Below are 22233 nucleotides of genomic sequence, written 5' to 3'. Positions count from 1 at the left end.
ACTCAGTGGTGATAGCCGTCGCCCTCCCGGACCTTGCCGCGGAACACCCAGTAGGTCCAGGCGGTGTAGGTCAGCACGAGGGGAATCACGAACAGCACGCCGATCAGCAGGAAGAGCTGCGACTCGGGCGCCGAGGCCGCGTCCCAGATGGTGTAGTCCGGCGGCACGATCACCGGCCACTTGCTGACCACCAGGCCCAGGTAGGTGAAGACGAACAGGCCGAGTGTCGCGATGAAAGGCTGCCCCTCGCGACGCTGGTGAACGGCACGCCAGAGTAGCGCCGCACAGACCAGCGCCAGCACCGGGAAGATCCAGATCATGTGCAGGTGACCGAACCAGCGCTCACGCACCGACTCGTCGACGAAGGGGGTCCAGAAGCTGATGATCGCGAAAACCGCCAACACCGCAATCAGCAGCTTGGGCGCCAAGCCGTAGGCCCAATCCTGAAGCCGCCCTTCGGTCTTCATGATCAGCCAAGTCGCACCAAGCAGCGCATAGCCCGCCATCAGGCCCAGGCCGGTCAGTACCGTGAAGGGCGTCAGCCAGTCCAGCGGGCCGCCTACATAGACGAAATCCTCGACGGCAAAGCCCTGGATATAGGCACCAACCACCACTCCCTGGGCAAAGGCCGCCACCGCCGAGCCCCAACTGAAGGCGCGATTCCACCAGTGACGATTGCGATGCGACTTGAAGCGAAACTCGAAGGCAATGCCCCGGAAAATCAGCCCGGCCAGCAGCAGGAAGACCCCGAGGTACAGTGCCGGAAGGAACACCGTGTAGACCAGCGGGAAAGCCGCCAGCAACCCGGCACCGCCCAAGACCAGCCAAGTTTCGTTGCCGTCCCAGATCGGTGCTACCGAGTTCATCATCACATCGCGCCCCGCTTCATCCGGTGCGAAGGGGAAGAGAATCCCCACGCCCAGATCGAAGCCATCCATGAGCACGTACATGATCACCCCAAAGCCGATGATCAGGGCCCAGATCAATGACAGATCGAACATTTCCATGGCTCAGCTCCTGCCCGGTTGGTTGGAGGCGTCCTCGAAGGGCACGTGGGCGGCAGACAGCGGACGCGCGGGCCGCTCCACCTGGTCGTCGTGGGGCTCGAGGTCCGGCAGCATGCCCTGGCGCACCACGCGGGTGAGGTAGTAGAAACCGGCCCAGAACACGACGGCGTAGACGGCGATGTAGCCCACCAGGGTCGTCAACGCCATCCAGCCACTCAGCGAGGGCGTGAGCGCCTCGGCCTGATCCATCACGCCGTAGACCAGCCAGGGAGCACGCCCGACTTCCGTCACGAACCAACCGGCCAGCACCGCCAGGAACGGCGACACGCTCATCAGCCGCATCAATTGCAGGAAACCGCGCTGCTCGTACAAGCGACCCTTGACGCGCAGCCAGAGCCCGGCCAGCGCCACGCCGATCATCGCCAGACCCAGAGCGACCATGATGCGGAATGACCAGAAGACCAGCCACACGGGAGGCTGCTCAGACGGTGGCACCTCACTGACACCCGGCACCTCACCCCCGATATCGTGCGTCAGGATCAAGCTCGCCAGACCCGGAATGCCGAACTCTATGAGGTTCTCCTGAGCGTCCTGATCCGGCCAGGCGAACAGCAGCAGCGGCGTGTGCGTCTGTGTTTCCCAGTTGCCTTCCATGGCCGCCACCTTGGTCGGTTGATGCTCCAGGGTGTTGAGGCCATGAAAATCCCCCACCACCGCCTGGGTCGGCGCCAGAACCAGCAACAGCCACAGGCACATCGAAAAGGCCTTGCGGTTGGCCTCGACATCGCGCCCGATCAGCAAGTACCAGGCACTAACCCCAGCCACCACGAAGCCACCGGTGAGAAAGGACGCCAGCACCATGTGCACGAAGCGATACCCGAAGGAGGGGTTGAAGATCGCCTCCGTCCATGAAGTCACATGGAAACGACCATCGATGAGTTCCGTACCCACCGGCGTCTGCATCCAGCTATTGGCCGTGAGGATCCAGAATGCCGAAATGAAGGTTCCCACCGCCACCATGATGGAAGCGAACAGGTGAACTCCCTGGGGAACCTTATGGCGCCCGAACAGCAACACACCCAGGAAGGTCGCCTCAAGGAAAAAGGCCGTGACCACCTCATAGCTAAGCAAGGGGCCCAGGAAGTTCGAGGCAGCCAAGGAGAAGTTGCTCCAGTTGGTACCGAACTGGAAGGACATGACGATGCCCGACACCACCCCCATCGCGAACACCACCGCAAAGACCTTGGCCCAGAAAATGGCCAGGCGCTCCCAAGCCGGATTGCCAGTGCGGTAGAACAATCCATTGAGCACCGCGAGATAGGATGCAAGCCCAATGGAGAAGACGGGAAAGATGGCGTGAAAGGACACCACGAATGCGAACTGCAATCGCGACAGCAATAGTGGATCAAGTTCCATGGCAGACTCCAGATTCCCTACTCAGGACAAACAGAAGCGTTTAAGCCTCCGCTCATGCAACAGCCTAGACGATAGAAACGACCTGGGGTTACGGCCTGTCCCGGGCACCCCCATCACATGGCCTCGCTCGCCTAGGTTCATGCTATCCCTAAAGCCGGAAATTCCAGAGCGTCGCGTTGTCGCAGGTGGTCAGCGTATTGTCGCAGGTGGCTAGACCGCGCCCCCCTGCATGACCAGGCTGATCATGAAACCGGTATAGGTCAGAGACATGGCCAGCAGCACCCCACCTTCGAGTCGATTGATCCGTCCTGCACGGTTCCGCCAGCCCATCGCGAAGACCGTCATCAGGACAGTCATGGCCATCATCAGCGTCCAGTCACGCAGTAGCACCTCGCGCGCCACCTCGATCGGTGTGATCAGAGCGGCCAATCCCACCACGCCCAGCGTATTGAACAGGTTGGAGCCCACCACGTTGCCCAGCACCAGATCGTGTTCGCCACGCCGCAGGGCACTGATCGAAGAGGCAAGCTCGGGCAAGGACGTTCCCACGGCCACCACCGTCAATCCGATAATCAGATCGCTGACCCCAAAGCTCTGGGCAATGGACACCGCCCCCCACACCAGCAGGCGCGAGCTGACCACCAGCAGCAACAGGCCGAAGGCCGTCCAGAGCAATCCGGTGCGCAGCGACATCGGATGGGAGGCAATATCCTGTTCGGTATCCGCGGACATCGCATCCTCGGGCGCCTTCAAGGCCTGCCATATGCTGAACCCGATGAAAGCCACGAGGATCAGCAGCAGCAGTCCTCCTTCGAACCGACCCAGCACGCCGCCCAGCAGCAGCAGCGCCGAAAGCAGGGTCACGCCCCCCAGGACCGGCAGTTCGCGGCAAATCATGCTCGAGTGCACGGCAAGCGGCGAAATCAACGCCACCAGGCCGAGAATCAGGCCGATGTTGACGATGTTCGAGCCATAGGCATTGCCCAGCGCCAGACCAGGGTTGTTCTCGGCCGCCGCGATGACCGAGACCACCAGCTCGGGCGCCGAGGTGCCAAAGCCAATCACCAGCATCCCGATCAGCAGGGGCGACAGCCCAAGGTGTGACGAGGTCGACGCCGCACCATCGACGAAGCGCTCGGCGCTCCACATCAACAGAACCAGCCCCGCCACCACCGCCAGAACGGGAAGCATCATGGCACCTCCATTAGAACATTCGGGTTTGTATGTTTGCCTATGGCCCCCCCGGCGTCAACGTGACACACTTGGGATTGGATTCAATCCGGTGCGAGGAGGATGATCGCCTAGTGCCAAGGCCGGCTTTGCAACCCATCACCATGCTCAGAGGGGCGCCACTTGTCGACCAGGCCCCACCCGAGACGCGACATTCGCGTCGGCGCCTGCGCGCCTGTCACGAGTGCGACTGGCTGATGGCTCTCCCCCCACTACGCTCCGGCGAGCAGGCGACCTGTCCGCGCTGCGACCATGCCGAGGTGCGTCGCCATCGCTATCCCGCCCAGCGCAGCATGGCACTGGCGCTGGCCTCGCTGGTAACGCTCGCCCTGGCGGTGACCTACCCCTTTCTCGGCTTCAGCGTTCGGGGCGTGGGCAATCGTATCGAACTGACCCAGTCGGCCACTCAACTGATCGGCTACCACGAACCACTGGTGGCCATCGCCGTGCTGCTGACCATCCTGGTGCTGCCCACCCTCTACCTCATCGGCGTGGTCTGGTTGCAGACGGGGCTGCTACGCGGTTCCCCCCTGCCGGCCAGCCGAGGTATAGCCCGCTCGCTGGCACACTTGCAACCCTGGATGATGGCCGATGTCTTTCTCATCGGCACTTTGGTCAGCCTGATCAAGATCGCCGGGCTCGCCGAGATCGAGCTCGGCCCCGGATTCTGGGCCTTCGGCGCTTTCGTGGTACTGCTGCTCGCCACCACTCAGTCCGTGGACCGGGACTGGCTATGGTTCGCCCTGGCCGGCGAACCCAACGCCCCGGAAGGCAGCCGTACCGGTGAAACCGCTGCCGGCCAGGGGCTAACCGGCTGCGCCACCTGCGGGCTCGTCAACCGCCTCGATGCCCGAGGCAAGGGCCGCTGCCAACGCTGCGGTGAACGCCTGCACGCGCGCCGCCCCCACAGCCTGCAACGCACCTGGGCCCTGCTCGCCGCCGCCGCCGTGCTCTACATCCCGGCCAACGTCTACCCGATCATGACCACCACCAGCCTCGGTCGGCCCAATCCTTCCACCATCATCGGCGGCGTGGTTCAGTTGCTGGAGATGGGGTCCTGGCCAGTGGCCCTGGTGATCCTGGTGGCCAGCGTGATCGTGCCCCTCGGCAAGCTGATCGCCCTTTCCTGGCTGTGCCTGGTGGCTCCGCGTGCCCACCGCATGAACGCCATGGCCCGTACCCGACTGTATCGCCTCACCGAATTCATCGGACGCTGGTCGATGGTCGATATCTTCGTGGTGGCGATCCTGGTGGCCCTGATTCGCGCCGGCAACCTGATGTCGATCACCCCTGGCCCCGCCGCCCTGGCCTTCGGCGCCGTGGTGGTGATCACCATGCTGGCCGCCATGAGCTTCGATCCCCGGCTGATCTGGGACGATCCGGTCGCACCTCACCGGAAACGCCTTACATGAAACACCTTATATGCAACAAGGAAGCGCTCCATGAACGACAGTTCCGTCGACACTGATCGGGATGACGAGCATCGCGCCCGCACTACGCGCCAGGCCCGGCTGTCACCGATCTGGATCGTCCCCATCGTGGCGCTGCTGATCGGCGCCTGGCTGGTATATGACAACTATGCCAGCCGCGGCCCCGTGATCACCCTGACCATGGACAGTGCCGATGGCATCGAGGCCGGCAAGACCCTGATCAAGACGCGCAATGTCGAAGTCGGCCAGGTCGAATCCGTCTCCCTCTCGGCAGATCAGTCGAACGTCGTCATCAAGGCCCGCATGAAGACCCAGGCCACGTCCATGCTGGTCGAGGACAGCAGCTTCTGGGTGGTCAAACCCCGAATCGGCCGCGAGGGCATCAGCGGCCTCAACACCGTGTTGTCCGGCGCTTACCTGCAGCTCGAACCCGGACAGAGCCACGAGGAAGCACGCACCTTCGAGGTTCGGGATCAACCCCCCGTGGCCCCGCCCGGCGCCGAGGGGTTGCGCATCAACCTGGTAAGCCAGGTCGGCAATGCCCTCAGCGTCGGCGACCCCATCACCTTCCAGGGCTTCACCGTGGGCCGTGTCGAACAGGCCGACTTCGACGTCGAGACTCGACAGATGCACCACCGCATCTTCATCGAGAGTCCCTATCACCGCCTGATCACGTCCAACACCCGCTTCTGGAGCAGCAGCGGCATCGACCTTCGGCTCGACTCCCAGGGTGTCCGCGTCCAGGTCGAATCCATCGAAGCGCTGCTGGGTGGCGGCGTCACTTTCGGGGTGCCCGAGGATCTCCCGCGGGGCGAGACCGTGGAACCCGACACCACCTTCAAGCTTTTCGCCGACGAGGAAAGCGCTCGCCAGGGCACCTTCGACCGCTACCTCGAGTACGTGCTGCTGATCGAGGACACCATCCGCGGCCTCTCGAAGGGTGCGCCGGTAGAATTCCGCGGCGTGCGTATCGGTACGGTCACCAGCGTCCCCTGGAACTTCACCGCACCGCAGCCGGACAATCGTGACCGCCTGGCCATTCCGGTGCTGATTCGTATCGAGCCGCAACGCCTGGGCATCGACGATCAGGACCTGGACCTCGACGAATGGCGCGAGCGCTTCGATCGTCTGTTCGACCTCGGCCTGCGCGCCTCCCTCAAGAACGGCAGCCTGCTGACGGGCGCCTTGTTCGTTGATCTAACCTTCGATGATCAGCGTGCCGGCGAGTATGAGCCGGAAACCTTCGCCGAACGCACCGTCTTCCCCACCGCGTCCTCGGGACTGGCGCAGATCCAGTCGCAGGTCACGGCCCTGCTCGACAAGCTCAATGCTCTCGAGGTCGCGCCGATCCTCACCGGCCTGGAAGACAACCTGACGACATCGCAGGCCATGCTCGAGGAAGTCCGCAAGCTGACCGCCAGCATGCAGGGCCTGCTCGACGACCCCGGCACCCGGGAGCTGCCGGGTAATCTCAACGCCACTCTCCAGGAGTTGCAAACCACCTTGGAAGGGGTGTCTGCCGACTCACCCGCCTATCGCGAGCTGACCGACACCCTGGATCAGGTCGAGCGCCTGATGCGCGACCTGCAACCCGCGGCACGCAAGATCAGTGAAGACCCCAGGGCGCTACTGTTCGACAGCATCGACGCCGAGGACCCGACGCCCCGTGCCCCCGACACAAGGAGCCAGCCATGATGCGTCTCGCCAATCTGTTCGCCGCCTCCCTGGCGGCCCTCTGGCTGAGCGGTTGCGCCACCGGCGGCACGCCGCCGACTCACTACACCCTGCCCGACGCACCGCTGGCGGACGATGCCATCGATACCTCGGCCGATCGGCTGCTGGTGATACGCCCCATCCGGCTGGCACGCTATCTCGACGTGGAAGGCATCGTCTTCCAACTCGACGACATCACCATCCAGCAAGCCAAGGGGCACCAGTGGGCCGAGCCGCTGGGCCGCCAGCTCGAACGCGGGCTGCGTGACCGGCTGGCCACCCGCCTGCCCGATACACGGATCATGCTCGACGGCGACACCGCTCGGGGCGACGCGCCCCTGAGCCTGCGACTCGAGATGGACCGTTTCCAGGGGCGCCATGACGGCATGGCCGTGGCCGAGGGGCGCTGGCAACTCCGCGACGCTGATGGTGAACTGCTGTCCTTGACGCCTTTCAGTCTGACCACGCCGCTCGAGGCCGATGGCTATCCGGCCCTGGTCCAGGCGCTGGGACAGGATCTGGACCGCCTCGCCGACCGGCTGGCCACGGCGATCGAACGGCTGCGTTGAGCGTACGACTATGGCATAATACCGCCACTCGCGGCATCGCTGGTCCCTCCTGCCGCGTCTGACCCTATTCCCACGTCCCGATCCGGGACTGGCCGGTCGCCCGAGGCGGCCGGCACGGATCGAGACGTTGCTGCGGAGACTGCATGAGCTTTTCCGACCTAGGCCTGCGGGCCGAACTCCTGAGCGCCATCGAGGCCCAGGGCTATACCGAGCCGACCCCGATCCAGCGCCAGGCCATTCCCGCCGTTCTCGAGGGCGGTGATCTACTGGCCAGTGCCCAGACCGGCACCGGCAAGACCGCCGGCTTCACCCTGCCGATGCTCCAGCGCCTGGCCGACGGCAAGCGCCCCGCCAAGCGCGGCGTACGCGCCCTGGTGCTGACACCCACGCGCGAACTCGCCGCCCAGGTCGGTGAAAGCGTGCGCGACTACGGCCAACACCTGTCGCTGACCTCGCACGTCATCTTCGGCGGTGTCGGCCAGCAACCCCAAGTGGATGCCATTCGTCCGGGGCTGGATATCCTGGTGGCCACACCGGGCCGCCTGCTCGACCTTCAGCAACAGGGCCACGTCGATCTCTCCGGCGTTGAAACCCTGGTGCTGGACGAAGCCGACCGCATGCTCGACATGGGCTTCATCCACGACATTCGCAAGGTTCTCAAGCTGCTTCCCGCCAAGCGCCAGAACCTGCTGTTCTCGGCAACCTTCTCCAACGAGATCCAGACGCTGGCCAACCAGTTGCTCGACCGTCCAACGCTGATCGAGGTGGCGCGGCGCAACACCACCGCCGAGACCGTCGAGCAGGCCGTCTACCGGGTCGACCGCGAGAAGAAGCGCGAACTGCTGGCACACCTGATCCAGTCACAACGCTGGTTCCAGGTGCTGGTCTTCACCCGCACCAAGCACGGGGCCAACCGCCTGGCAGAGCATCTTGGCAAGCGCGACATCCCGGCCATGGCGATCCATGGCAACAAGAGCCAGTCGGCCCGCACCAAGGCATTGTCGGCCTTCAAGTCCGGCGACCTGCAGGTTCTGGTGGCCACCGACATCGCCGCCCGCGGGCTCGACATCGACGAGTTGCCGCATGTGGTCAACTTCGAGCTGCCCAACGTCGCCGAGGACTATGTCCACCGTATCGGCCGCACCGGGCGCGCCGGCAACGAAGGCCAGGCCGTATCGCTGGTCTGCGTCGACGAGCACGGCTTGCTCAAGAACATCGAGAAGCTGATCAAGCGCGACCTGGTCAAGCATATCGAGCCGGGCTTCGAACCGGACCCCAACGCCAAGCCGGAGCCGATCGAGAACGGCCGTGGCGGGCGTGGACGCGGTCGCGGCGGTAACGGCGGCGGCAACCGCAACGCTGGCAGTAACAACGCTGGCGGTAACAACACAGCCAATCGCGATGCCCCCTCCGGGCGTAAGCGTCAGCGTCGTGGCGGCCAGAAGCGCCAGCAGGCCTAGCCATCCAATGTGGCGGAACACCGCGACTTGTGCGACGGTGATCCGCCATAGTCCTCATCTCTATACTTGGATTTGCAAGGAACGCCATGGACACCCAACACCTGATCCGCGACTACCGCCGCTGGCTCACCTTTCAGCGCCAGGCCCAGCTCGAGCGCGAACACAGTGCCGCCCTGCGCGAACTCGAAAAGGCCCGGGTCTCGGCAACGCGCATGACCGAGGCCTATCGCAGCATGGCCGAGAAAGCCGCCAGCGAGGGCGCCTGCTACCGCACGCTCTTCCTGCGCGAACACGACGAACAGGCCCTGACCTGCGAAGGCTGGCTGTTCGTGCGTCGAGTACTGGCGGAAGGTGGCATGACACGGGTGCGCGCCACCCTGCTGCCAACCTTCACCCTCGAAGACGGCTTGTTGAATCCAGGCGATCTCCCCGCCGAGAAACTGACCCTGGAAATCTTCGAGCAATTGAAGATGAATCAGGGAATGGCCAGCATGGCCAGGGTCGACCGCATCGACAGCAGCGGTGACATCCAGTTCATCACCCTGCTCGACAGCGCCCGGGGCGATCTGCGTCCACATCTCAAGTAAGCCCATGTCGAATTCACACACCAGCGCCGCAGCCGAAAGAACCCTGCATCCAGCGGCCTTCTTCTTCCTGATGATCCTGGTCGGCCTCAACCTGAGGCCGGCGCTCTCGTCATTGGCACCCTTGCTGCCACGCGTCCAGGCCCAGACCGACCTGACCGCGGCGGGCATCGGCGCCTTGACCACCCTGCCCGTGCTCTGCCTCGGCCTGTTCGCGCCTCTCGCGCCCTGGCTGTCGCGCCGCCTCGGCCCAGAGCGCACCCTGTCGCTCGCCTTGCTGGTCCTGGCGCTGGGACTGGGGCTGCGCGGCCTGGCCACTCCGAACTGGCTGTTTGCCGGCACCCTGCTGGTCGGCGCCGGTATCGGCGTGGCCGGCAGCCTGCTGCCGGCCCTGGTCAAGCGTGAACTTCCCAAGGGCGCCGACCTGATGACCGGCGTCTACACCATGGCATTGTGCCTCGGCGGCGCCCTGGGAGCTGGCCTGAGCATTCCGCTGGCCAATGCCTTCGGCGGCTGGCCTTTGGCCCTGGTGGCCTGGGCCGGGCTCGCTCTGGCGGCACTGATCGCCTGGCTGGTACTGATGCCCCAGCCGGGCAGCCCGGCGGTCCGTCCGCCACGTACCGGGAACACCCGAGACCTGCTGCGCCAGCCGCTAGCCTGGCAGGTCATGATACTGATGGGCTCGCAATCCTCGCTGGCCTATATCGTCTTCGGCTGGTTGCCCACCCTGCTGATCGTTCGAGGCTATGACGAAGCCAAAGCCGGCTGGATGATGGCCGCCTCGGTGATGGTTCAACTGGTCTCGGCCCTGGCCGCCCCCTGGCTGGCCCGCCTGGGCCGCGATCAGCGGCCGGCTCTGCTGCTATTGCTGCTGATGGTGGCCTCGGGCCTCACCCTGCTGCTGCTCGGCCCCGAACGCTGGCGCTGGGTCGGCATCACCCTGCTGGGGCTCGGTCAGGGCGGCAGCTTCAGCCTGGCGCTGACGCTGATCGTGCTGCGCACCGCCGACTCGCGCCTTGCCGGCAAGCTCTCGGGGCTCGCCCAGGGCGGCGGCTATACCCTGGCGGCCCTGGGACCCCTGGCCGTGGGCATGATGCTGGAGTTCAAGCTTGGGCTGCTCACCATCAATCTGCTGCTGCTGGGCATCGTCATGGTAGCTGCCATCTTCGCCCTGCTGGCCGGCCGCAATCGCCGCCTGGAAACCGACACCGAAGGCCGGCTGCTCATTCGCGACTACCGCTGACCACGCTGAGTGACGAGCCGCGTTCAATCAGGAAGGAGCCCGCATGTCATCCTCCCGCGCTTCCCTGCTGGTCATCTATACCGGCGGCACCCTTGGCATGGTGGACAGTCCCCAGGGGCTGATCCCGGGTCGCGCTTTCGAGACCCGGCTGCGCCACACGCTGGCCGCCCTGCCTCCGGCGCGGCAAGCCGCGCTGCCGGACTTTCACTTCCTGGAAACCGCTCGTCCTATCGATTCCAGCGCCGCCACTCCCAACGACTGGCGCGACCTGGCGGAGATCGTCGCCGAGCATTACCTGACTCACGACGGCGTGGTGATCCTGCACGGTACCGACACCCTGGCCTGGACGGCTTCGAGCCTGGCCTATCAACTGCAGGGCATCGACCGACCGGTAATCCTGACCGGCGCCATGGCACCACTCGAGCGCACGGGCAGCGATGCCCTGGGCAATATCGAAGCGGCCATGCGCTTCGCCACCGACGCCCGCCTGCAGGAAGTCGCCCTGTGTTTCGCCGGTCGCCTGCTGCGCGGTGCACGCAGCCGAAAATGGCAGACCCGGCATATCGACGCCTTCACTAGCCCCAACCATCCTCCGCTCGGCGAATTCGTCGGCGATGACGCCGTGCTTTTCCCCGACCGCGGCCTGGAGCGGCACCAGCGCGGCGCACCACGCTTCGAGCTGCCCGACGTCAGTGGCCTCGCCGAGGGCAGCGTGCCACGCCTGGTCCTCTGGCCCGGCATCGCCGCCTGGCAGCTCGAGGCCTGGTTGCTGGATGATCGCGTTCGGGGCGCCCTGCTGGAAGTCTGGGGTGGTGGAAACCTGCCGGAGGACCCGGCCATCCTGGGCGTGCTCGCGCGGGCTAGCGGAGAAGGCAAGCTGCTGGCCGCCATCAGCCAGTGCCCCCACGGTGGCGTCAGCATCGGCGCCTACGCCGCCGGCCAGGGCCTGCTCGATGCCGGCGTGCTGTCCGGCGACGACATGACCCCGGAAGCCGCCGTCACCAAGCTGGTCCACCTACTGGCCCAACCGCTGGATGACACCGAACGACGCCGACGCTTTCTCACGCCCCTGGTCGGCGAGCGCACGGCCCCGCCTATCGGTGAGGATTGATCAGCAAATTTCACGGTCACCGGCTAGAGTGAGGGGTATCCGTCCAGCGCCAAGAGGAAACCTCCATGGAGCATCCCGATCACCCCTTCACCGAGCTGTTCGAGCAGCTCGGTCTCGCCTCCGACCCGGCTTCCATCAAGCGGTTCATCGAACGCCACTCCCCCTTGCCCGAGGATATCGCCCTGCCCGATGCGCCCTGCTGGAACGAGGGCCAGGCCGAACTGCTTCGCGAAGCACTCGAAGCGGATGCCGACTGGGCCGAAGTGGTCGATCACCTGGATGCATCTCTGCGCAAGTGAGTGCGCTCAATAAAAGCAGCCAAGCTTCAACACCGCGCAGTCATTTGTCGTCGCCTTCTCAGAGACGAGCAGCGACCCGATCGAGTATCTGCTGGCTCACCCGACTCACCAGCGGGGAAGCCGCGCGGCGCACAGCCTTTTCGACCAGGCGGTTCTTGATCTCGTATTCGAGGCTCAGCGAAACCTCTGTGCCCTCGGCAACAGGCGCCAAGTGGTAGCGGCCGCGGTTGCTCACGCCATCCACCGATTCCCATGCCAGCACCTCCGGGGCCACCGACTCGGTGATCACCACGTCGAATGTCCAGTCCATGCCGACTGCCTTGACGTGCCACCGATAGCGGTCTTCGCCCAACCGCTCGATGGCCTTGATCAGGTCGGAATAGTCGACAAAATCCTCGACCCGCTCGAGCAAGGCAAAGACCCGCTCGGGCGGCGCTTCGAGAATGGCGCTGTGTTCGATGGTGGACATGGTGTTTTCCCGTGTGCGGATGATGCAGATGCAGAAGGCCGACGCCGGACCACGCTGGGCGATGCTCGCTCCCTTGCCACCCCTTCATGCCGCCACAGCTTCCCCGACAAACCCGGCACTGTCCAGTCCAGTGCCGAGGCGGACAAGCCGGGCTCGCTTCAGAGGATACCGACAAGGTCACAAACGACGTGCCACCATTTGCCCCAAACTATCTCAGAGGGTGTTTACAAAAGTCACGAGCGATGGCCAAGGCTAGGCCCATTCCCGACGGGCCAACGCATTTCCCACATCCATGTGGGTCACAAGGCGGAATTCGGTGAGAACGCGGAGTTTAGCCGCACTAAATGAGCACTTCGAGCCGAATTCCAACACTGTATGGGCGAGCGCAGTAATTTGTAGACACCCTCTCAGGGCAAGTCCCGCATCAACAACGCATACGCAATACGCTCTTCGGCAATCGCCTCGCCCGGCACCGGGATACGCACCACATGGCCCGAACCGGGGGCGGCGTTCACCGATTCGCCACGGCGGTTCTCAATATGCTCCAGTGTGAAGCGCCGGTTGCCGCCGGGTAGCATGAGTTCCATGCCGTCACCGACCTCGAAGCGATTCTTGACGTCAACTTCCAGCACGCCACGCGCCGGGTCGTAATCCCGTACTTCGCCGACGAACTGCTGGTGGACACCGATCGAATGGCCACGCTCGTAGTTCTGGTACTCGTCGTGGACATGGCGACGATAGAAGCCTTCCGTGTAACCACGGTTAGCCAGGTTGTCGAGCTCGTCCATCAAGCGCATGTCGAAGGGGCGGCCGGCCACGGCATCATCAATGGCCCGGCGATAGACCTGAGCGGTACGCGCCACATAGTAGTGCGACTTGGTGCGCCCCTCGATCTTCAATGAGCTCACGCCCATTTCGGCCAAGCGCGGTACGTGCTGCACCGCGCGCAGATCCTTGGAGTTCATGATGTAGGTGCCGTGCTCGTCCTCGTGCACCGGCATCAGCTCGCCCGGGCGGCTGCGATCCTCGATCAATGCCGAAAGCTCGTCCTGGCCTTCCACGCCGCCGGCGGTAGCGGTGCTCTCGGCACTTCCGCCACCACTGGCGATCAGGCCGCTCCCCTGATCCGGGGTCCAGATGCCGCTGGCATCGTGGGCCCGGGCCGAGTTGGCCGGCACCAGGTCACCAGTCTCATCCTCGGAGGCCGCCACGGTGTTGTACTTCCAGCGGCAGGCATTGGTACAGGTGCCCTGGTTGGGATCGCGGTGGTTGAAATAGCCGGACAGCAGGCAACGCCCGGAATAGGCGATGCACAGTGCACCGTGCACGAAGGTCTCGATCTCGAGATCTGGGCACTCGGCGCGTATCTCGGCGATCTCCTCCAGTGACAGCTCCCGGGACAGGATGATCCGGCTGATGCCCTGCCGATGCCAGAACTTGGCCGCCGCGTGGTTGACCACGTTGGACTGCACTGAGAGATGGATTTCCTGCTCGGGCCAGCGCTCGCGAATCATCATGATCAGCCCGGGATCGGACATGATCAGGGCATCGGGCCCAGCCTCGATCACCGGCTCCATGTCGCGCAGATACGTCTTCAACTTGCTGTTGTGCGGCGCGATGTTCGAGGCCACGTAGAACTGCTTGCCGCGCTCGTGGGCGTAGGCGATACCCTTGTGCAGGTTATCGATCTTGAAATCGTTGTTGCGCACGCGCAGCGAATAGCGCGGCTGGCCGGCGTAGACGGCATCCGCCCCATAGGCGAAGGCATAGCGCATGTTCTTGAAGGTGCCGGCGGGCGACAGCAGTTCTGGGGCTTTCATGGAGTCACCGTTGTCAGGACGATGGCGCAGGAAACGCTGATTTATTGCTGCGCTCGATATCCTGGCCGACGGCGGTACTCGAAATCCTCGTTTACCAAAACGTAAACTCCGGTTTCTGCGTTCCGGCGGCGGCCAGCCTCTCATCGCTCGCAACATAAATCAGCGCTTCCAAGAGCGCGAGATGTTGTGAAGAGGCGCGGAGTATACCAGCACCTGCGCCGTAGGCAGAACCATATGGCCAGGACGATTACCCTGACCACGCAGAGCGGCCGGCTTGGCGGCGGTCCCTTCGGCAACGTACACTATGCGCCCCTGCCGGACCGGATCCCGGCCATCAAATTCTCCGACATACAGGCCAACCATGTCTCAAGCCCCCGCTTCTTCCGCTACCGTGGTGATCTACTCCGGTGGCATGGATTCCTTTACGGTATTGCACCGGGCGCTGCGCGAAGGTCGCGACGTCCACGCTCTCTCCTTCGACTATGGCCAGCGCCATGCCCGCGAGCTCGAGGTCGCCAGGCGCGTCTGCCGCGATCTGGCAGTGCCCCATCAGGTGGTCGATATCCGCGCCATCCACGGCCTGATCGATAATTCGGCACTCACCGACACCGAGCGCGCCATGCCCGATGGCGACTATGATGCCGACAATCTCGCCGACACCGTGGTGCCCAACCGCAACATGATGCTGCTGTCGATGGCCATCGCCAAGGCCGTGAACATCGGCGCCGGCCGAGTCGACTACGGCGCCCACGGCGGCGACCACGTTCTGTATCCGGACTGTCGCCCCGAGTTCGTGGAGGCCATGAACGCCGTCGCCGGCATCGCCAATTTCGAGCCGGTCGAGATCCACACGCCCTATCTGCGTCATACCAAGGCCGACATCCTCGCCGACGGCCTTGCCATGGGCCTGGATTACGCCGACACCTGGACCTGCTATCTGGGTGAGTCCCTCGCCTGTGGTCGCTGCGGCAGTTGCCGGGAGCGCCTGGCGGCCTTCGCCGCCCATGGCGTCAGCGATCCCCTCGGCTATGCTCAGCGGCCCGACACCGCAACCGACGGGGAGTCGGACGATGTATAGCGTCAAGGAAGCCTTCTACTCCTTGCAGGGCGAAGGCGGACAGGCCGGCCGCGCCAGTGTCTTCTGTCGCTTCGCCGGCTGCAATCTGTGGTCCGGGCGCGAGGCCGACCGCGTCTCTGCCGCCTGCCGTTTCTGCGACACCGATTTCCGGGGCACCGATGGCCAGAACGGCGGACGCTTCGCCGATGCCGAGACGCTCGCCGAGCACCTCGTCGCCCTGTGGCAGGGCGCGTCGGACGGCTCACGCCCCCAAGTCATCTTCACCGGGGGCGAGCCCCTGCTGCAACTCGACGAAGCCCTGATCGAAGCGATGCACGACCGGGCATTCGACGTCGCCGTGGAGACCAACGGCACCCTGGCGGCGCCGGCCGGCATCGACTGGCTATGCGTTAGTCCCAAGGGCGATGTGCCGCTGGTTCAGACCCGAGGCGACGAACTCAAGCTGGTGCATCCCCAACCTGAGGCGCCACCGGAGCGCTTCACCGGACTCGACTTCCGGCACTTCTTCTTGCAGCCCATGGATACCTCGCCGCTCGGCGAGACGCGCGACACCATGGCCACCACCGTGGCCTACTGCCTGGCCAACCCACGCTGGCGCCTGTCGCTACAGACTCACAAGATCGCGGGGATCGACTGATGACACTGTTCGTCAACCGACTGACTCACCTGGATGCCTCGCTGTGGTGCCCTGAGCGCGGCTTGATCGGCGCCAGTTGGCGCGTCGACGCCGAGCTGGACGGCGAAATCGGCGACGACGGCATGCTGTTCGACTTCGGCGAGGTCAAGCCCTGGATCAAATCGCGCCTCGACCGGGGCGTCGATCATACCTTGCTGGTGCCCACGGAGGCGCCGGGCGTCAGCGTTCAGGAATGCTACGAAGGGCTTCGCGTGCGCACCGAAACGCCCTATGCTCTGGAAGTGCGCGGCCCGCGCCAAGCGTTCAGCCTGCTGCCCTGGCGGGAAATCACCGCGCAGCGACTGGGTAAATATCTTGGCCAGTCGCTGATGCGCCAGCCGCCCGAGCGCGTCGAGGCCATCCGCCTCACTCTCGGTGAAGAGCCCATCGAAGGCGCCGGGTATTGCTACAGCCACGGCCTCAAGCGGCACGCCGGCAATTGCCAGCGCATCGCCCATGGCCACCGCTCGCGCCTGCATATCTGGCAGAACGGGCAACGCTGCCCGTCGCTGGAAGCCGACTGGGCATCACGTCTCGACGATCGCTACCTGGTGGACGAAGCCGACGTCGACGACGGCCTGGAGGCCTCCTTCCTCGGCCGCCTGGTCACCAGCTATCGAGCCGAGCAGGGCCATTTCGTGTTGAGCCTGCCTCGCGAGCGCTGCGTCGTCATGCCCACCTCCACCACCGTGGAGCACATCGCCGCCTGGCTGGCGGGAGAGATCACCCGTGAGACCGGCCGCGCTACACGCGTCCAGGCATTCGAAGGTATCGACAAGGGGGCCATCGCGGAGGCCAGGCCATGACGGGCACGGACCAAGGCTGCCGTCCGGGGTGCGGTGCCTGCTGCATCGCCCCCTCGATCAGCTCGCCCATTCCCGGCATGCCCGAGGGCAAGCCGGCGGGCGTACGCTGCGCGCAACTTACCGACGAGAACCTCTGCCGGCTGTTCGGCGACCCGAAACGCCCCGCCGTGTGCGAGCGTTTCGACTTCGACCGGGAGCTGTGCGGCGATCACCGTGAACAGGCCCTGACGCTGATCGCCGCATTGGAGACCGCCAGCGGCACCTGAGACAACACCCTCTCAAGCATCGACCACGTGCGCCAACCGCCTATCCAGCAATGTCCGCCAGCGCACCAGCACCGGGGCGTCACTGTGGCTGACCTCTCCGAGCAAACGACGGAAGTCCTCCCGCGCGCTGGCATCTTCGGGATCGATCAGGGTCAACCACAGCTCCAGAGCGTACAACTCCTGGTGCAGGTTGCCATCTTCCCTGGCCTGAGTGAGCGCCTGTTCGGCCAGCGAGCGAACCTCCTCGGCGGGGCGACCGAGCCGCTGGCGCACCCGCGCCAGCTGGATCGCCAGCTCCGGCACGAACAGGGTCGTGCGTTCCCGGGCGATCATCAGAGACTGGTCGAGATAGTCCTCGGCCTGGGCCAGCTCGTTCATCGACACACAGGCATCCACGAACCACAGCGCTGGGCGCTGGTAGGGATCGCGACCGGTGATCTCGGCCAGTTCCTCCAGGGTTCCTTCGAGGATCGTCAGTCCCTCGCGATCACCGGCCAGGGCGCGCTGCCATCCCAGCACACTGCGCGCGGACACCTGCCAGAGATGCAGATCCGGCGAGCCGGTGATCTGATAGGCACGCTCGGCGCGACTGGCAGCCAGGTGCACGTGGCCCACTTGGCGGTACAGCGCCGCGGCATACATCAAGGCCATGGCCAGGCTGCCCGGATGATTGAACTGCTCGGCCAGCCGAATGGCCGACTCCACCTGACGTTCGGCGCGACGATAATCCCCTCGCAGGCACAGCGCCCACCCCTGGAAGCAGGCGGCGGCCACCTGGGGGTGATCGGAGAACGGTAGCCACTCGATCATCATGGGGGAATTGAGAGGATCGATCTCCTCGAGATGCTCGTAAGCCTGCTCGATGCGACCCGCCCAGTATTCACAACAGGCCCGGGCGAAATCGGCCAGGCGGCGATAACGCGGGTCTTCCAGCCCGTCCGCCAGATCAGCCAGCCGCGAGGCGAGCATGAAGGCATCGGCATGGGCGTTGCGCTGGCTACACCCCACCCAGAGCCCCCACTTGACCAGAAAGGCCTGCTCCAGGTCCTCGCTGTCCTCGGGCGGGTTCTCGGCGCTGGACAAAAGCTCCCGCGCGCGGACGAAACTGTCGTGGGCGGTGGGTGAGCCATGGCCTTCCAGGGCAAAGGCGGCCTGGCCACGCACCGTATGCAGGCTGACTTCACGCTCCACCTGCCCTTCCACATGACGCAGGCTCGCCAGCCCGAAGTCGGCCATTTTCAGTGCCGTGCGGTTGGCACTGACCTTGAGCGCCTCCCGGGCCGCCAGCTCGAAGTAGCGGGCACCGCGAGCATATTGCCCACTGCGGCGCAGATGCGTAGCGAAATCTCCGGGATGGCGGCTGATCCAGATCGGAAAGTGCTCCTCGATCAAGCCCACGACCTGACGATGCAGGTCGACCCGGATATCCCGGGGGCACGACAGGTAGGCCGCCTCCTGCAACAACTGGTGGGTGAATTGGTACTCGCGCCCCTCGGTCTCATCCTCGACGGGCTCGATGATCTCCAATCGGCTCATCTGCTCCAGTGCCGACATCAGTCGCGGCATCTCCCAGCCACTGCACTCGGCCAGGAAGTCGAGACGAAAGCGTCGCCCCAGAACCGCCGCCACGTGCGCCACTTCGCGGTCGGTATCCAGCTGGTCAATGCGACTGGCCAGCAGGCCGAGCAGCCCGCGGGGTAGTTCGTCGAGCTGGATACTGCGGCCTTCACGGCGATCCATGTCGACCCGGCGACAGATCTCTTGCAGATAGAGTGGCACGCCATCGCAACGCTCGATGATCTGCCCCCGCAATCGCGGGCTGAGATGCAAGCGATAACGGCGTGCCAGCTGCGATAGCAGGCGCGATGACTGCCGCGCGTCGAGGCGTCCGAGAGTGATCTGCTGATCCCAGTCGAGTCGCGCCGGAAGCGCCTCGCGACCATGGTGGCTGGCCACCAGCAGGAAAGGACAGTTGATCGGCAGGCGAGCCTGGAGCGCGGCCAGCACCTTGAAGGACGGCTCGTCGAGCCATTGCAGGTCGTCGATCATCAGCACCAGGGTACGGGACGTGGCCAGCTTATCAATCAAGCGATGCAGCAGCGTCACCACCAGTTCGACAGCCTCGCCGCTCTGCGCCAGCGCCGCCAGCTCGCGCGGCTCGCACACACCCAGCGCCTCCTTGAGCAGGAGCGCCTGGTCGTCATTCAGCTCCTCGGCCATCAACCCGCCGAGATGGCCATCGAACACCTCCGCGTCGATATCTCCATCCAGATGCCAGCGCAGCAACTGGCGCGCCACGCCATACGGTTCCTGCACCGACAAGCGCGTGGTCGGCTGCCAGCAGATCGCCGCCTCGCGACTCTGTTCGAGCTGGCGAAAGCCAACCAGCAGGGCCGACTTGCCGAGCCCGGAGGGCCCACGCACCAGCACGCTCTGACGCAGCCCGATGCCGGCCCTGGCCAGTGCATCACGCAAGGTGCGAAGCGCCGCTTCCCGCCCCACCAGGCTGGGCGGCAAGGCTTCGCGACCGCCCTCGTTGGTGCCCAGCACCAGCGCCCGCAAGCGCACCCGGCCATCGCTGGCCACCAGGCGCGACGACAGGCGCGGCTGCAGGTCGAGCGCCGGCGGCATATGCTGGCTGGCCTCCTGGGAGATGACCAGCTCGCTACCCTCGGCAGCGTTCATCAAGGCCAGCGATCCCTGGGTAACCTGCCCCAGCGGGTCCACCAGGTGACGTTCAGGCAGGTAGACGACTCGACCACTGTTCAGGCCGGCGGCGAATTCGAAGCGCGGCGGCTCGCCTTCGCCGCTCCAGTGGCGAGAGCATTCCTCGGGGAGCACGCGACGACAGTGCTCGTAGAGCGCCACCAGCTCGGCGAGCTGGTGAGCCGGCCCATGGGTGCCGAAACAGGCCAGCCCCAGGCCGCCGGTGGCCCCGGGCAGCCAGAAGCCGCCGAGATGGTGGCACTGTCGCTCGAGCCAGCGCATCAGCTCGATCTGCAAGGACAGGCAGGCACATGCCTCGGCCCGGGAGGAAAGATCCGCATCGAGCCACAGGCGAATGGCCATCACCGACAACTGGCGCTGCTCTATCTCGTCTTCGCGAAGCGGCAGGCTGTCCGCCGACAGGGTGCGCGAGAAAGCGCCACTCGGCCCGCTGTTAGGATCCGGCGTCCCATCGGACCAGTAGCGAGCCAGCTGCAGAAAACCAGGATCGGGCTGCTGACCGGTCAGGGCCAGCAACTGCAGATAGGCATTGTACTGCTCGTGGGCAGCGGCCAGCTGTCCATGCTCGGCCAATTGGCGAACCAGCCGCTCGTGGAAGGGGCCATAGCCGGAGAAGCGGCTGACCAGGGACTGCAGCACCTCATCCGGCAAGGGATCGTGCTGTCCCAGCACGGCCTCGGCAAAGCGGATCACCCGTTGGCGCCACTCGTTGCGTACCTGCACCAGCCAACGCTGGAACTCGGAGCAGGCGGCCAGTTGCAGTTCCTCGACCAGATCGCCCTGATAGTACGACAACGCCTCTTCCAGGGTCTCGATACTGGCCGGCCCATCGAGCAGGGCCTGCAGCTCGTGAAGGTCGAAGCACCAGCTGTCCGGCAGGCGAAAGGCAATGGTCTGGCGCGAGACAATCAGGACGCGCTCGGCATCCTCGCCGAGCGACTGACGCAAGCAGTGCAAGGCATGACGCAGGTTGGTGCGGCCCGACGACAACCCCTGATCGGGCCAGAGCAACTCGGCCAGGGTCGCCCTGTTGACCGGCTGGTCATGCAACAACAGGTAGACCAGCAGCGCCTTGACCTTGTCATAGCTGAACTGGGTCAAGACATCATCGCCCAGGGTCAGCGAGAAATGACCGAAAAGGGCCAGGCGATCCTGTTCGTCATGAGTCACGGCGTCGGAAACATCCCGCATGTTGGGTCTGTCCTGCTGGGCGGCGATAACGGTTTCAGGCCGGCACACCGCTGTGAAAACGAAATGCCGTATCCGGCATGGTGATCAGTTCGGCCTCGCGCTCAATGAAAAAGGCGATACGTTCGTCGAGCGACTCCGGGGCGAGCCGCCGCGCCAGCATCAAGTAATCCTCATAGTGGCGCCCTTCCGACTTAACCAGACCGCGATAGAACTTGGCAAGCTCCTCGTCCAGGAAAGGGATCAATCGGGCGAATCGCTCGCAGCTACGCGCCTCGATGATGGCCCCGACGATCAGCACGTCGATCAGTCGATGCGGCTCGCCGCCACGCACATGGCGACGCAGCCCTTCGGCATAGCGGGCAGCCCCGATGGGACGATAGGTAATGCCCCGCCCCTCCATCAGCTTGACCACCTGCTCGAAATGCAGGAGTTCTTCCCGCGCCAGACGGGCCATCTTGGTCAGTAGTTCGGCATCATCGACATAGCGATACAGCAAGCTCATCGCCGTGGAGGCTGCCTTCTTCTCGCACTGGGCATGATCGATGAGCAATATCTCGGGGTTGTCCAGCGCCCAGTCGACCCAACTGGCGGGTGTCGGGCAGGCGAGAAAGTCGAGGATGGCCTCGGGCAGTCGGGGATCGTGTGTGACGGTGGCAGACATGGGAATTCCGGTGATTGCTAGGGACGAGAGGGACCGAGATCGGCGTCGGACAATCGGCGTGCTTCGGCGGCGCTCATCAGTTCACTGGCGATCCGCTCGTGAAGCGCCGCCGCATCCAGCGATACGTGGGGTTCAAGGCCGTAGCGCGACAGGTCGCGAATACGCCCGCGCCCGACCCGTAGCAGCTCCACCGCCCGGGACAGTGCCGGCTGATCCTCGCGAAAGCGTATGCGGTGACGCTCGAGCTGCGCCTGCAGCGCTTCGCCATCCACCACGCTCAGGTGACGACCGGCCACGCTCACCCGCAGCGCATCCAGTTCATCCATCCGGCGCCGGCGCTCGTCGGCGTCGAAACTTGGCCAGTCACGGATTTCGTCATCGATGCGCTGACAGCCCCGGCAGACCCGGTCGCCCACCGTCGTCGAGCATAATCCCACACAGGGGGATACCACGCGTCCCGCCATCGAACGCTCCCTC

General features: G+C 64.9%; 20 protein-coding genes. 12 read left to right on the top strand and 8 right to left on the bottom strand.

The annotated features are described in order from the left end of the window. Positions 1–2 precede the first annotated feature (2 nt). The 3 genes from cydB to FZZ93_RS04540 all read right to left on the bottom strand — a co-directional run bounded on the left by cydB (position 3) and on the right by FZZ93_RS04540 (position 3617). Positions 3–1007, bottom strand: a complete 1005-nt coding sequence (cydB, locus tag FZZ93_RS04550; protein WP_149321144.1) for a cytochrome d ubiquinol oxidase subunit II — start codon at positions 1005–1007, stop codon at positions 3–5. Positions 1008–1010: 3 nt separating this feature from the next. Continuing rightward, on the bottom strand, positions 1011–2423 hold the full coding sequence (locus FZZ93_RS04545; protein WP_149321143.1) for a cytochrome ubiquinol oxidase subunit I: 1413 nt from the start codon (positions 2421–2423) through the stop codon (positions 1011–1013). A 210-nt stretch (positions 2424–2633) separates the two neighbouring features. Continuing rightward, positions 2634–3617, bottom strand: coding sequence for a calcium/sodium antiporter (locus FZZ93_RS04540; protein ID WP_149321142.1), 984 nt, complete (start codon positions 3615–3617; stop codon positions 2634–2636). Between the two features lie 140 nt (positions 3618–3757). Between FZZ93_RS04540 and FZZ93_RS04535 the strand changes: the two genes are divergently transcribed. The 8 genes from FZZ93_RS04535 (at position 3758) to FZZ93_RS04500 (ending at position 12062) form a co-directional block, all read left to right on the top strand. Beyond that, positions 3758–5065 (top strand): paraquat-inducible protein A, encoded by a 1308-nt coding sequence (locus tag FZZ93_RS04535; protein ID WP_149321260.1) that lies wholly within the window; start codon positions 3758–3760, stop codon positions 5063–5065. A gap of 30 nt (positions 5066–5095) precedes the next feature. After that, on the top strand, positions 5096–6778 hold the full coding sequence (gene pqiB, locus FZZ93_RS04530) for an intermembrane transport protein PqiB (protein WP_149321141.1): 1683 nt from the start codon (positions 5096–5098) through the stop codon (positions 6776–6778). Continuing rightward, positions 6775–7365 (top strand): PqiC family protein, encoded by a 591-nt coding sequence (locus tag FZZ93_RS04525; protein WP_149321140.1) that lies wholly within the window; start codon positions 6775–6777, stop codon positions 7363–7365. The genes pqiB and FZZ93_RS04525 overlap by 4 nt, the downstream gene beginning before the upstream one ends. A 143-nt stretch (positions 7366–7508) precedes the next feature. After that, positions 7509–8825 carry a DEAD/DEAH box helicase gene (locus tag FZZ93_RS04520; protein WP_149321139.1) on the top strand — a complete coding sequence of 439 codons (1317 nt, stop codon included), beginning with the start codon at positions 7509–7511 and terminating at the stop codon, positions 8823–8825. A gap of 86 nt (positions 8826–8911) precedes the next feature. Then, positions 8912–9412 carry a hypothetical protein gene (locus tag FZZ93_RS04515; RefSeq protein ID WP_013332206.1) on the top strand — a complete coding sequence of 167 codons (501 nt, stop codon included), beginning with the start codon at positions 8912–8914 and terminating at the stop codon, positions 9410–9412. A 70-nt stretch (positions 9413–9482) separates the two neighbouring features. Continuing rightward, complete coding sequence (locus FZZ93_RS04510; protein WP_149321259.1) at positions 9483–10652, top strand: MFS transporter; 1170 nt, start codon at positions 9483–9485, stop codon at positions 10650–10652. 43 nt (positions 10653–10695) lie between these two features. Beyond that, entirely contained in the window at positions 10696–11763 is a 1068-nt protein-coding gene (locus FZZ93_RS04505) for an asparaginase (RefSeq protein WP_149321138.1), read from the top strand. A 65-nt stretch (positions 11764–11828) separates the two neighbouring features. Next, positions 11829–12062 carry a DUF2789 domain-containing protein gene (locus FZZ93_RS04500; protein ID WP_013332203.1) on the top strand — a complete coding sequence of 78 codons (234 nt, stop codon included), beginning with the start codon at positions 11829–11831 and terminating at the stop codon, positions 12060–12062. Between the two features lie 58 nt (positions 12063–12120). On the opposite strand, the gene FZZ93_RS04495 is transcribed toward FZZ93_RS04500, so the two are convergent. Next, the gene (locus FZZ93_RS04495; RefSeq protein WP_149321137.1) at positions 12121–12531 is read right to left on the bottom strand and encodes an SRPBCC family protein; all 411 of its coding nucleotides are present in this window, start codon (positions 12529–12531) and stop codon (positions 12121–12123) included. A 407-nt stretch (positions 12532–12938) separates the two neighbouring features. Continuing rightward, positions 12939–14351, bottom strand: coding sequence for a prephenate-dependent tRNA uridine(34) hydroxylase TrhP (gene trhP, locus FZZ93_RS04490; RefSeq protein ID WP_149321136.1), 1413 nt, complete (start codon positions 14349–14351; stop codon positions 12939–12941). Positions 14352–14712: 361 nt separating this feature from the next. Here trhP and queC point away from each other — a divergent pair, with 361 nt between their 5' ends. From queC to FZZ93_RS04470, 4 genes are read left to right on the top strand one after another with little or no spacing between them, the layout of a single operon-like run. Then, positions 14713–15429, top strand: coding sequence for a 7-cyano-7-deazaguanine synthase QueC (gene queC, locus FZZ93_RS04485; protein WP_149321135.1), 717 nt, complete (start codon positions 14713–14715; stop codon positions 15427–15429). Next, positions 15422–16066, top strand: a complete 645-nt coding sequence (queE, locus tag FZZ93_RS04480; RefSeq protein ID WP_149321134.1) for a 7-carboxy-7-deazaguanine synthase — start codon at positions 15422–15424, stop codon at positions 16064–16066. The genes queC and queE overlap by 8 nt, the downstream gene beginning before the upstream one ends. Beyond that, positions 16066–16911, top strand: a complete 846-nt coding sequence (locus FZZ93_RS04475; protein ID WP_149321133.1) for a 6-pyruvoyl trahydropterin synthase family protein — start codon at positions 16066–16068, stop codon at positions 16909–16911. Before queE ends, FZZ93_RS04475 begins: the two co-directional genes overlap by 1 nt. Further along, entirely contained in the window at positions 16908–17177 is a 270-nt protein-coding gene (locus FZZ93_RS04470) for a YkgJ family cysteine cluster protein (protein ID WP_149321132.1), read from the top strand. Before FZZ93_RS04475 ends, FZZ93_RS04470 begins: the two co-directional genes overlap by 4 nt. 12 nt (positions 17178–17189) lie before the next feature. Here FZZ93_RS04470 and FZZ93_RS04465 read toward each other — a convergent pair whose 3' ends face one another. From FZZ93_RS04465 to FZZ93_RS04455, 3 genes are read right to left on the bottom strand one after another with little or no spacing between them, the layout of a single operon-like run. Beyond that, positions 17190–21095, bottom strand: a complete 3906-nt coding sequence (locus tag FZZ93_RS04465) for an ATP-binding protein (RefSeq protein ID WP_149321131.1) — start codon at positions 21093–21095, stop codon at positions 17190–17192. Positions 21096–21129: 34 nt separating this feature from the next. Further along, entirely contained in the window at positions 21130–21756 is a 627-nt protein-coding gene (locus tag FZZ93_RS04460) for a MiaE family protein (protein WP_149321130.1), read from the bottom strand. 17 nt (positions 21757–21773) lie between these two features. Continuing rightward, positions 21774–22220: a DUF1289 domain-containing protein gene (locus tag FZZ93_RS04455; protein ID WP_149321129.1), complete on the bottom strand. Its 447-nt coding sequence runs from the start codon at positions 22218–22220 to the stop codon at positions 21774–21776. Positions 22221–22233 lie beyond the last annotated feature (13 nt).

This window comes from Halomonas eurihalina (assembly GCF_008274785.1).
GTDB classification, from domain to species: Bacteria; Pseudomonadota; Gammaproteobacteria; order Pseudomonadales; family Halomonadaceae; genus Halomonas; species Halomonas eurihalina.
The sequence above is the reverse complement of the archived record's forward strand: the minus strand, read 5'-3'. Positions and strand labels throughout refer to the sequence as shown.

Excerpts from the sequence above, each read along its gene's own strand:
- cydB (WP_149321144.1), bottom strand. The coding sequence starts at position 1,007 with ATGGAAATGTTCGATCTGTCATTGATCTGGGCCCTGATCATCGGCTTT.
- FZZ93_RS04545 (WP_149321143.1), bottom strand. The coding sequence starts at position 2,423 with ATGGAACTTGATCCACTATTGCTGTCGCGATTGCAGTTCGCATTCGTG.
- FZZ93_RS04540 (WP_149321142.1), bottom strand. The coding sequence starts at position 3,617 with ATGATGCTTCCCGTTCTGGCGGTGGTGGCGGGGCTGGTTCTGTTGATG.
- FZZ93_RS04535 (WP_149321260.1), top strand. The coding sequence starts at position 3,758 with ATGCTCAGAGGGGCGCCACTTGTCGACCAGGCCCCACCCGAGACGCGA.
- pqiB (WP_149321141.1), top strand. The coding sequence starts at position 5,096 with ATGAACGACAGTTCCGTCGACACTGATCGGGATGACGAGCATCGCGCC.
- FZZ93_RS04525 (WP_149321140.1), top strand. The coding sequence starts at position 6,775 with ATGATGCGTCTCGCCAATCTGTTCGCCGCCTCCCTGGCGGCCCTCTGG.
- FZZ93_RS04520 (WP_149321139.1), top strand. The coding sequence starts at position 7,509 with ATGAGCTTTTCCGACCTAGGCCTGCGGGCCGAACTCCTGAGCGCCATC.
- FZZ93_RS04515 (WP_013332206.1), top strand. The coding sequence starts at position 8,912 with ATGGACACCCAACACCTGATCCGCGACTACCGCCGCTGGCTCACCTTT.
- FZZ93_RS04510 (WP_149321259.1), top strand. The coding sequence starts at position 9,483 with ATGATCCTGGTCGGCCTCAACCTGAGGCCGGCGCTCTCGTCATTGGCA.
- FZZ93_RS04505 (WP_149321138.1), top strand. The coding sequence starts at position 10,696 with ATGTCATCCTCCCGCGCTTCCCTGCTGGTCATCTATACCGGCGGCACC.
- FZZ93_RS04500 (WP_013332203.1), top strand. The coding sequence starts at position 11,829 with ATGGAGCATCCCGATCACCCCTTCACCGAGCTGTTCGAGCAGCTCGGT.
- FZZ93_RS04495 (WP_149321137.1), bottom strand. The coding sequence starts at position 12,531 with ATGTCCACCATCGAACACAGCGCCATTCTCGAAGCGCCGCCCGAGCGG.
- trhP (WP_149321136.1), bottom strand. The coding sequence starts at position 14,351 with ATGAAAGCCCCAGAACTGCTGTCGCCCGCCGGCACCTTCAAGAACATG.
- queC (WP_149321135.1), top strand. The coding sequence starts at position 14,713 with ATGTCTCAAGCCCCCGCTTCTTCCGCTACCGTGGTGATCTACTCCGGT.
- queE (WP_149321134.1), top strand. The coding sequence starts at position 15,422 with ATGTATAGCGTCAAGGAAGCCTTCTACTCCTTGCAGGGCGAAGGCGGA.
- FZZ93_RS04475 (WP_149321133.1), top strand. The coding sequence starts at position 16,066 with ATGACACTGTTCGTCAACCGACTGACTCACCTGGATGCCTCGCTGTGG.
- FZZ93_RS04470 (WP_149321132.1), top strand. The coding sequence starts at position 16,908 with ATGACGGGCACGGACCAAGGCTGCCGTCCGGGGTGCGGTGCCTGCTGC.
- FZZ93_RS04465 (WP_149321131.1), bottom strand. The coding sequence starts at position 21,095 with ATGCGGGATGTTTCCGACGCCGTGACTCATGACGAACAGGATCGCCTG.
- FZZ93_RS04460 (WP_149321130.1), bottom strand. The coding sequence starts at position 21,756 with ATGTCTGCCACCGTCACACACGATCCCCGACTGCCCGAGGCCATCCTC.
- FZZ93_RS04455 (WP_149321129.1), bottom strand. The coding sequence starts at position 22,220 with ATGGCGGGACGCGTGGTATCCCCCTGTGTGGGATTATGCTCGACGACG.